Source organism: Candidatus Omnitrophota bacterium (assembly GCA_018894435.1).
GTDB lineage: Bacteria > Omnitrophota > Gorgyraeia > JAHIPI01 > JAHIPI01 > JAHIPI01.
This window is the reverse complement of sequence record JAHIPI010000009.1, coordinates 1-4,674: the sequence shown is the minus strand read 5'-3', so window position 1 is coordinate 4,674 and position 4,674 is coordinate 1. Positions and strand designations below refer to the sequence as shown.

Genomic DNA, 4,674 nt, shown 5'->3' with positions numbered 1-4,674 from the left:
TTTAATATCTTAAGGCCTTTTACACTTATCAAATCCGGATCGCCCGGACCTGCGCCGATAATATAAACTGTCCCCGTCTTATTTTTCATTTAAGCTCCCGAAGATATCCGATAAATCGCATCTATCGCGGCGGATCTGAACACAAAGCCTGCCCTGCAAGGGGTGCGGCTCTATGATTTCCCGCGGAATAATCTGCGCAATTCTCTGTTCGTACCCCAGTCTGATGAGAGCCGCGTGCGCGATTATAATGGCATCGTATCTCGCGCTATCGAGCTGGGCCAGCCGTTCGTCAATATTGCCGCGTATGCCTTCTACGACCAGATCATTTCTAAAGCGCAATAAGCTCTCTTTGCGCTTAAGGCTGCTCGTGCCCACGCGGGCTCCCGGCGGCAGTTCATTCAAAGATAAATTACCGCGGGAAACAAGGCATTCAAGCGGGCTTATAGAGCGCGTCATCGCCGCTATAACCAATCCACTCGGTATATTACTTTCCAAATCTTTGGCGCTGTGTACGGCAGCGTCTATATCGCCCTTTAAAAGAGCTTCCTCTATCTCGCGCGTAAATAAATCGCTGTCTTCGCGACCGAAAAGCGGCGTTTGTTTATCTAGATCGCCTTTTGTATCGATGGCGGTTATATTTACGCGAAATTGCGGTATGCGCTTCGCGATTTCTTCCGCCTGCTTTTTGGCTAACGGACTAGGCCGCGTTCCTATTCTAATGACTTGCATAAACATTTTCCTTTTGCCGGCTTATTATTTCTTCAATTGCTTTCGAGGCCGCATCTACGCTTTTCTGCCGACGTTCATTATACTTTTCGAATATCTTGCCGAGGTCATCCAGATTCTGCAAAAATATTCCGTCAATACCGCCCACCGATGGCTCTATGTCCCGCGGCACAGCTAAATCATAAAGATACAGCGGTACGCTACGGCTGTTTAACGCATTTGAAAAATGGCCGCGCTTTAAGATATGGTGGGGGCTTGACGTCGCGCTTATTACCGCAAATACCGCGGGTATCGCCTGCGTCAAATTCGACAACAATAACGCGTCGCCGCCCGATTCCCTCGCCAGCGCTTCCGCCTTATCCCGATTTTTGTGCGCAACAAAAGTAATGTGAAAAGCTGTTTGGCGGTGTTTCGCGATCAGCTCAGCGATCTTGCCTGTCCCAATAACCAATATTTTCGCCGTTTCGTTCGATGGCAGACGTTTTGCTAAATCCTCAAAAACTACAGTCGCTATATTGTCAGATTGATAATTAAGCCCATAACGCAGGCGGATATTTTCTGCGAATAAGATAACTTCGTCCCATAAGCTCTTAAGCGACGGGTGCCCGTAGTGGCCGCTGCGCCATCTTTTAATCTGCGCCAATATCTCTGTTTCGCCCCTGAGCTGCGACTCCAGCCCGGATGCGACTCTCAAAGCATGGCGGAACACATCCTGCCTGCCGTGTTTGACATGCGCGTGCTTTGAAAAATCCGGCGCACTTTCATAAAATCCATTGAGAGCTTTTTCCGCTTCCTGCGCGTTTTGGCTGACACCGTAGATCTCTATGCGGTTGCATGTAACTATCGCCTCCGCCCTTTCGGCATACGCGCTTTCCCAAAACTTCAGAATAAGTTTGCGGTTACGGTAAATAACGTCTCGCGCATCGATCGGAGTCGTTTTATAATCTATGCCTATAAGATAAAAATGCATCCCAGTTCTCCTTAAGAAAATTCTTCAGGTCGCGGCTTAATGCCGGATCTCTGCCTTCAGTATAAACTGCTACGATTGCCTTCGGCGCCGTAAAGATGGCCGGCGAAATAAAAGAACTAAGTTCGGCGCGGTCCACGACATTTACCAGTATCCCGCGTTTTTCGGCCCATCCGCTCACCTTTTTATTGACGGATGAATCGGAAGTAGCGGCAATAACAACTTTGGCTCCGGCTAAATCCGACGGCCTTATCTTTCTCTTAATCCACCTGACCTTGCGCAGGGAAATAATCCGCCTAAGCCCCTCCGTTATCTCCGGGGAGACGATCTTTACCTTAGCCCCCGACTTAAGAAGTATCTCCGCCTTCCGCTTGGCGACTTTGCCTCCGCCGGCGATCAAAACGGACTCACCTTTTATTTTTAACGCTATCAGATAATAAGGTCTACGCATAATCCCGCCCTTTAAAAGATACTCGTTAAAACTCGAAATACTGCGTCATCGAAAAATACCTCTCGCCCGTATCCGGAAAAACTGTCACAACCGTTTTCCCCTCGCCCAGCCTTTTCGCAATCTTAAGCGCAGCAAAAAGAGCCGCGCCGGAAGATGGGCCGCCGAAGATGCCTTCTTTTTTTGTCAATAATTTTGCCGTAGCATATGCATCCCAGTCGCTTACGGTAATGATCTCATCTATTACCGACTTATTGAGTATATCCGGGATAAACCCCGCGCCTATACCCTGAATCTTATGGGGGCCGTGCAATTTACCCGATAAAACAGCGCTCTCTGTCGGCTCGACGGCTATGATTTTGATATCCGGATTATGGGCCTTCAGTACCTCGCCCACTCCGGTCAGCGTACCTCCGGTGCCTACGCCGGCGATAAAGGCATCTATCTTTCCACCTGTCTGGGCAAGGATTTCTCTGGCGGTAGTCTCTCTGTGTACCTTCGGGTTTGCCAAATTTTTAAATTGCTGCGGCATAAAAGAATGCTTTATTTTTCCGTGGATCTCCTCGGCCTTCTTTATCGCCCCTTTCATTCCCTGGCTGCCCGAAGTAAGGACTATTTCTGCGTTGTACGCTTTCAATATATATATCCTCTCAAGGCTCATCGTCTCGGGCATTGTAAGTATGCATTTGTACCCTTTTACCGCCGACACCATGGCTAAACCTATTCCCGTATTGCCGCTTGTCGGCTCAATAATTGTCCAGCCCGCTTTAAGGACGCCCCGCTTTTCGGCATCCTCTATCATGGCGAGGGCTATTCTGTCTTTTACGCTCCCGCCGGGATTCAATAGTTCCAGTTTCGCGAGGATATCGGCGCTATTCGGCCCCGTTATCTTCGTGAGCCGGACGAGCGGCGTATTGCCTATAGCATTTAAAATATTTCCTATAACACCTTCTTTTGCGCTCATAACCACCACCTTTATAATTATGTTTTTGCCACGCCAAAAGCTGCATGTAAAGCGAAACTGAGAAAGGCCGTAAAAAGCGGGACAAGGATCCAGACCCAAAATATCCTTTTTACTATGGATTTCCCCCATGTATGGCTAAAACCATCTTTTACGCAGCTTATCCCCAAAAGTGAAAATGTCGTGAACTGGACATAGGGCGCCGGCAGCCCCAAAAAGGAAGCGAGCAGGACAAAAGTGGCCGTAATAAACGATACAATGGTTGCTGAAAATTCTCCCACCGGTATTATATCCTTTGACACCGAGCGGATAACGCGCTCCCCCCACAGATACGACCCGAGCCCGAAAAGCGGGCTGATAATCAAGAACCAGAAGAGATTCCCCGTCCCTAAAGAAAGCGCGAGTGGCGCAACTACATTAGCAACATTGTTAGTTCCCACACCAAAGCCGGAGTACATGTCGGTATAGATGATGAACTTTTTGAATTTGTCCCTATGAACAAAAAACGCCTCATAAAATTTAAGGTTATTCTCGTGAGGGGGGTATATCAGACGCTTTATGATTATGGTAAGGCCAAACGATACCAGCGAAAAAACTAAGGCAAATGCCAGGATCCTGCCGATGGTACCCCAATTGACCTTACCATAATATAAACTTGCCCCCAGAAAGCTCGCAACCGTTACAAAACTGGTCGATTGAGGCACTTTCAGCCTGTTGCTTAAAAACATCGTGATGACGCAAGAGATAACTATTATGCTCGCGGAAAGGACTCCCAATTGAGCATACGATATCTTTCTCATCAACGTCTCTGCCACCCTGGGCCCTATTAAGCAAGCGCCCAGGATAACGCATATCCCATAAAGCAACGCGGCTTTATTTTTGCTCAGGATATTGCTTCCGTAGGAAGGCGCGAACGACACCGAAAATCCGCTCACGCCCATATTAAGCGCCAGAAAAACCGATGTTATAAGCAATACGATTATCATTTCTTTCCCTTTAACGGCCTTGTATGAATGCCGCACTCCCCGCCGCATTTACTTGTACCTATCCAGCGGCCGGCGCGTTCATTGTCATCGCCCGTGATCGTCGTGCACGGCGCGCAACCAAGCGACCGGTAACCTTCTCCGTATAGCGGATTTACCGGCACGCGGTATAGCGCCAGATACTGCCACACTTCTCTTTCCCTCCATATGAGTATGGGATTCAGCTTGATCAGGTCTTTGTCGCGCTCCTCGACCTCTTTGAAATCTGTGCGCGTCCTGCCTTCTGTGCAGCGCAATCCCGTAACCCAGCACTTTACGTGCATCTCTTCGATCGCCCGCTTCACCGGTTCGACCTTAAGGATGTCGCAACAGCGGTCAGGATCTGTCTCATAAAGCTTGTCGGACACGGCTGCGTCACTACTATATACCTTCAGCTCGGGATATCGCGCTACCTCGTCCTTCATGAAGCGTACGGTTTCCACCGGCTTATACCTTGTGGTGACGATAAAACCCCGTATCTCTGGATTTACCTTCTTTGCAAGATCCCAGACGGCCACAGAATCTTTGCCGAGTGAGTTTGCTACGACTA

General features: G+C 48.8%; 6 protein-coding genes. All 6 read right to left on the bottom strand.

The window, feature by feature from the left end; genetic code table 11:
- Positions 1 to 78 precede the first annotated feature (78 nt).
- A complete protein-coding gene (gene hemC / locus KKI13_00765) occupies positions 79 to 729 on the bottom strand; it encodes a hydroxymethylbilane synthase (protein MBU4487586.1) in 651 nt (216 codons plus the stop codon).
- Positions 716 to 1,696 (bottom strand): hypothetical protein, encoded by a 981-nt coding sequence (locus tag KKI13_00760; protein ID MBU4487585.1) that lies wholly within the window; start codon positions 1,694 to 1,696, stop codon positions 716 to 718. Before KKI13_00760 ends, hemC begins: the two co-directional genes overlap by 14 nt.
- Positions 1,665 to 2,144: a bifunctional precorrin-2 dehydrogenase/sirohydrochlorin ferrochelatase gene (locus KKI13_00755; protein MBU4487584.1), complete on the bottom strand. Its 480-nt coding sequence runs from the start codon at positions 2,142 to 2,144 to the stop codon at positions 1,665 to 1,667. The genes KKI13_00760 and KKI13_00755 overlap by 32 nt, the downstream gene beginning before the upstream one ends.
- Before the next feature lie 25 nt (positions 2,145 to 2,169).
- Positions 2,170 to 3,105: a cysteine synthase A gene (gene cysK / locus KKI13_00750; protein MBU4487583.1), complete on the bottom strand. Its 936-nt coding sequence runs from the start codon at positions 3,103 to 3,105 to the stop codon at positions 2,170 to 2,172.
- 17 nt (positions 3,106 to 3,122) lie between these two features.
- The gene (locus KKI13_00745) at positions 3,123 to 4,088 is read right to left on the bottom strand and encodes an inorganic phosphate transporter family protein (protein ID MBU4487582.1); all 966 of its coding nucleotides are present in this window, start codon (positions 4,086 to 4,088) and stop codon (positions 3,123 to 3,125) included.
- A partial coding sequence (locus tag KKI13_00740) for a phosphoadenylyl-sulfate reductase (protein ID MBU4487581.1) occupies positions 4,085 to 4,674 on the bottom strand: 590 nt, incomplete at its 5' end. The genes KKI13_00740 and KKI13_00745, both read right to left, overlap by 4 nt.

Coding starts and splice junctions, on each gene's coding strand:
- hemC (MBU4487586.1), bottom strand. CDS start 729: ATGCAAGTCATTAGAATAGGAACGCGGCCTAGTCCGTTAGCCAAAAAG.
- KKI13_00760 (MBU4487585.1), bottom strand. CDS start 1,696: ATGCATTTTTATCTTATAGGCATAGATTATAAAACGACTCCGATCGAT.
- KKI13_00755 (MBU4487584.1), bottom strand. CDS start 2,144: ATGCGTAGACCTTATTATCTGATAGCGTTAAAAATAAAAGGTGAGTCC.
- cysK (MBU4487583.1), bottom strand. CDS start 3,105: ATGAGCGCAAAAGAAGGTGTTATAGGAAATATTTTAAATGCTATAGGC.
- KKI13_00745 (MBU4487582.1), bottom strand. CDS start 4,088: ATGATAATCGTATTGCTTATAACATCGGTTTTTCTGGCGCTTAATATG.